The organism is Pricia sp. (genome assembly GCF_041745955.1).
GTDB lineage: Bacteria > Bacteroidota > Bacteroidia > Flavobacteriales > Flavobacteriaceae > Pricia.
Genome location: NZ_JBGTHY010000172.1, coordinates 1 through 3,375 on the forward strand (window position 1 = coordinate 1; position 3,375 = coordinate 3,375).

Genomic DNA, 3,375 nt, shown 5'->3' on the forward strand with positions numbered 1-3,375 from the left:
CTTGACCGTTAGTTCGGTATTGTCACCTGTAAGCTTACCTGAAGGAAGTTCAACGTTCTGTGCCAATAGCGCGCTGCGTACGTCGGCAACGGTAAGTGCGTACGAAGATAATTTCAACGGATCGATCCACAGGCGCATAGCGTACCTTCGCTGCCCCCAGATCTGAACGCCGCTGACGCCCGGTATGGTCTCTATTCGCTGTGAAAGCACGTTTTCGGCATAATCGGAAAGTTCCAAAATGTTCTTGCCATCGCTCTGTACCGTCATCGAAAGAATGCGATCGGCATCGGCATCGGCTTTCGAGACGACGGGCGGGGAATCAAGATCCTCGGGCAAGCTGCGTGCGGCCTGTGATACCTTGTCGCGTACGTCGTTCGCCGCAGCTTCCAGATCCTTGTCCAAATTAAACTCGATACTGATGGAACTGGATCCCTGAATGCTGGAAGAGGTAATATTGCGTATACCATCTATCGAATTAATGGCCTTGTCCAAGGGTTCGGTAATCTGTGATTCGATAATATCAGCATTAGCTCCCGCATAACTCGTGCGGACGGATACCTGAGCGGGATCGATGGATGGAAATTCACGAACGCCCAAATAGGTGTATCCAATAATCCCAAAAAGAATTATGGATACGTTCATTACAATCGTAAGCACCGGACGCTTTATACTTAAGGTAGATAGGTTCATTTCTCGGCATTCAGGCTTTCGGATACATTAAATTTTATAGTGACGGGCGTACCGTTTTTCAACGCCATTACCCCGTATGTAAGAACGGTATCGCCGGCATGTAATCCAGAAACTACACGTACCGAACTGCCCGTACGGGCCCCGACTTCTACATCTACTTCTTTGGCGTTACCGTTTTCGGAAATAAATATTTTCTTTCCGTTTTGTACCGGTATTAAAGCTTCCGTAGGCACCAGCAAGGCATCGTCAACGGTTTCTAAGGGGAGTATCACGTTGGCGTAGGTTCCGGGATAAAGTTTCCCGTCCCGGTTTTCTGCAATGGCCCTCATTTTTAAAGTCCGGGTGGCTATTTCCACCTGGGGTTCTATGGCATAAATCTTAGCGATATGTTCTTCTTCGGAATCGGAAGTCGTAAACGTAAGCTGTGTGCCTACTTTGACCTGTGACGTATATTTTTCGGGGATGGAAAATGTAATCTTTAGCTGACTCGTATTTACCAACTTCGCAACTGTTGTAGTAGGTGTAACATAGGTTCCCTTTGAAATGGAACGCAAACCGATAGTCCCGGCAAAAGGGGCACGGACCGTTGTCTTGGAAAGTTGGGCGCTGATCAATTCCGATTCGGCACCTGCAGACTGAAAATCGGCACTCGCGATGTCGTACTCTTCTTGACTTATGGCCTGCTTCTCCAATAATAATTTTGCCCGTCTTTCGTTTTCAGCGGCCAATTTTTGGGCCGTCCTAACCTTGGAAAGTTGGGCCTGAAGTTCAATATCATTGACCCTGAACAAAACCTGGCCCTGTTTTACCTTACTTCCCTCTTCGAAATTTATGCTTTCAACAACACCGGAAACCTCGCTCCGCAGTTCTATCTGCTCATTGGCCTCTAGGGTGCCAGATAATGAAATGTTGTCCTTAAACACCTGTGGACGGAGTACCATACCGGATACGGTGGTGGTATTGCTTCCGCCCGGCCTATTTTCTGGTTCACCAACCTCCCTGTTCGCCATGATCCGATAGCCCACAAGAGTGACTATCCCGATAAGCAATACGAGGTAAACAAGGTATTTTACTTTCATTTGTCGTTGAATCGTTGGTTGTGGCCCATAAAATTAAGCCTTAAACCCGATGTTGTTAAAGCATTGTTTCAATTTAACATTGAATTAAATCAACTACCTAAGGATTTGTCTAGAAATAAACGTCTTAAAAAAAATTGGGGGGGGGAATTGGTAGGTGCGGTCAACTGGAGGGTAATATATACCAATTTAAAGATTGCCATGATATTGTTATTTTTGAGTATATAAAAATTACCGTTTACTACGGAATATCGGCAACGTAGAATCCTAAATTATAAACCAATTTTATGGAAGCTATTAAACAAAATAAGCTATACCCAAAACCGCACCACCCATACAACATATCCTACAAACCATACAAAATTCAATTATAAACCATGTAAGCGGCATTATCTTTAGTGGTCACAACCCACTGCCCCAATGAAAAAAAACGATTTCGCCCCATCGAAAGGGATGTCCGCTTTTGGCACGCCTATTTTCCTCTCCAAGATTCTTGAAATCCTGGGCCGGGAAGAGGGGACCAAGGGGCTCATTCTTGCGGTCTACCAATTGGAAGAAAAACGATTTCTATATTTCAACCATGCCTTTAAAAAAATTATCGGCCCCAAATCGGATCCGCTTTTTGAGCGAGGCTGGGATTTTTGGTTTTCGAACGTAGCCTGCGACGAATCCCTTATGGTGAAAGACAGGGTGCGGCATTTTCTTTGCGAAGGTATCGTCAGGAAGCCAATGGCCTTTAATTACCATATCTACGACGGTAATGATCATCTGATCTTTATTCGGCATGAAATGGTGCTTTATCACCTAGAGGACTGCACCATGGCGATAAACTATCTCTTCGATATTTCGGGGAAAGAACGAATCGAACGTGTCCTGAAACCGACCAACGGCTTTGATCTGGGTGACGGTTCAGGTCAAATCGACAGTATTTCCCCCAGGGAAAAAGAGGTTTTGACACTGATCGGCGAAGGATATTCGTCGAAACAGATTGCCGACATGTTGTACATCAGCAACCATACGGCCATATCGCACCGAAAAAACCTCATCGAAAAATTCCATGTAAGGAACACCGCCCAACTGATAAAAAATGCATCTCGGCTGATGGCATTGTGAACCGCAAAGATTGCTGGATTTTGGTGGCTTCTACCGCATAATTCTTCCGCCTTTTTGAAATTCCCGTTGAATACCATCTGCAATATATTGCGGAGTAATGGTTTTTTTCCGGTCGCCCAAGGCACAAAGGCAGGCATATTGCACGATATTCATTATTTCTGCACCGGAGAGCTCATATTTACGGGCCACTTGGCCCAGGTCGAGGTCTTTACCCATCCTTACTTTGGATGGGAATGCATTTTTCCAGATCAACAAGCGTTCCGACGCCTTGGGAAGTGGAAAGCTGATAATGGATTGAAACCGCCTTACAAAGGCCTCGTCTATGTTGCTTTTCATGTTGGAAGCCAATATTACGAGCCCCTTGTAACTCTCGATACGCTGCAATAGGTAGGACACCTCCTGATTGGCATATTTGTCATGGGCGTCCCGTACATTGGTGCGTTTTCCGAAAAGCGCATCGGCCTCGTCAAAGAATAGGATGTTTTCCGTTTTTTCA

The 3,375-nt window shown here is 45.5% G+C and carries 4 protein-coding genes; 1 reads left to right on the forward strand and 3 read right to left on the reverse strand.

What is annotated here, in order from left to right; translation table 11 throughout:
- The coding region (locus ACEW8S_RS06220; RefSeq protein WP_373517313.1) for an efflux RND transporter permease subunit at window positions 1–690 on the reverse strand (690 nt) is incomplete at its 3' end.
- Window positions 687–1,769, reverse strand: coding sequence for an efflux RND transporter periplasmic adaptor subunit (locus ACEW8S_RS06225; protein WP_373517314.1), 1,083 nt, complete (start codon window positions 1,767–1,769; stop codon window positions 687–689). The genes ACEW8S_RS06225 and ACEW8S_RS06220, both read right to left, overlap by 4 nt.
- Before the next feature lie 417 nt (window positions 1,770–2,186).
- Here ACEW8S_RS06225 and ACEW8S_RS06230 point away from each other — a divergent pair, with 417 nt between their 5' ends.
- Window positions 2,187–2,879 carry a response regulator transcription factor gene (locus tag ACEW8S_RS06230; RefSeq protein ID WP_373517315.1) on the forward strand — a complete coding sequence of 231 codons (693 nt, stop codon included), beginning with the start codon at window positions 2,187–2,189 and terminating at the stop codon, window positions 2,877–2,879.
- Between the two features lie 30 nt (window positions 2,880–2,909).
- On the opposite strand, the gene ACEW8S_RS06235 is transcribed toward ACEW8S_RS06230, so the two are convergent.
- Window positions 2,910–3,375, reverse strand: a 466-nt coding sequence (locus tag ACEW8S_RS06235) for an ATP-binding protein (RefSeq protein ID WP_373517316.1), incomplete at its 5' end; no start/stop codon positions are given.

Coding starts and splice junctions, on each gene's coding strand:
- ACEW8S_RS06230 (WP_373517315.1), top strand. CDS start 2,187: ATGAAAAAAAACGATTTCGCCCCATCGAAAGGGATGTCCGCTTTTGGC.
- ACEW8S_RS06225 (WP_373517314.1), bottom strand. CDS start 1,769: ATGAAAGTAAAATACCTTGTTTACCTCGTATTGCTTATCGGGATAGTC.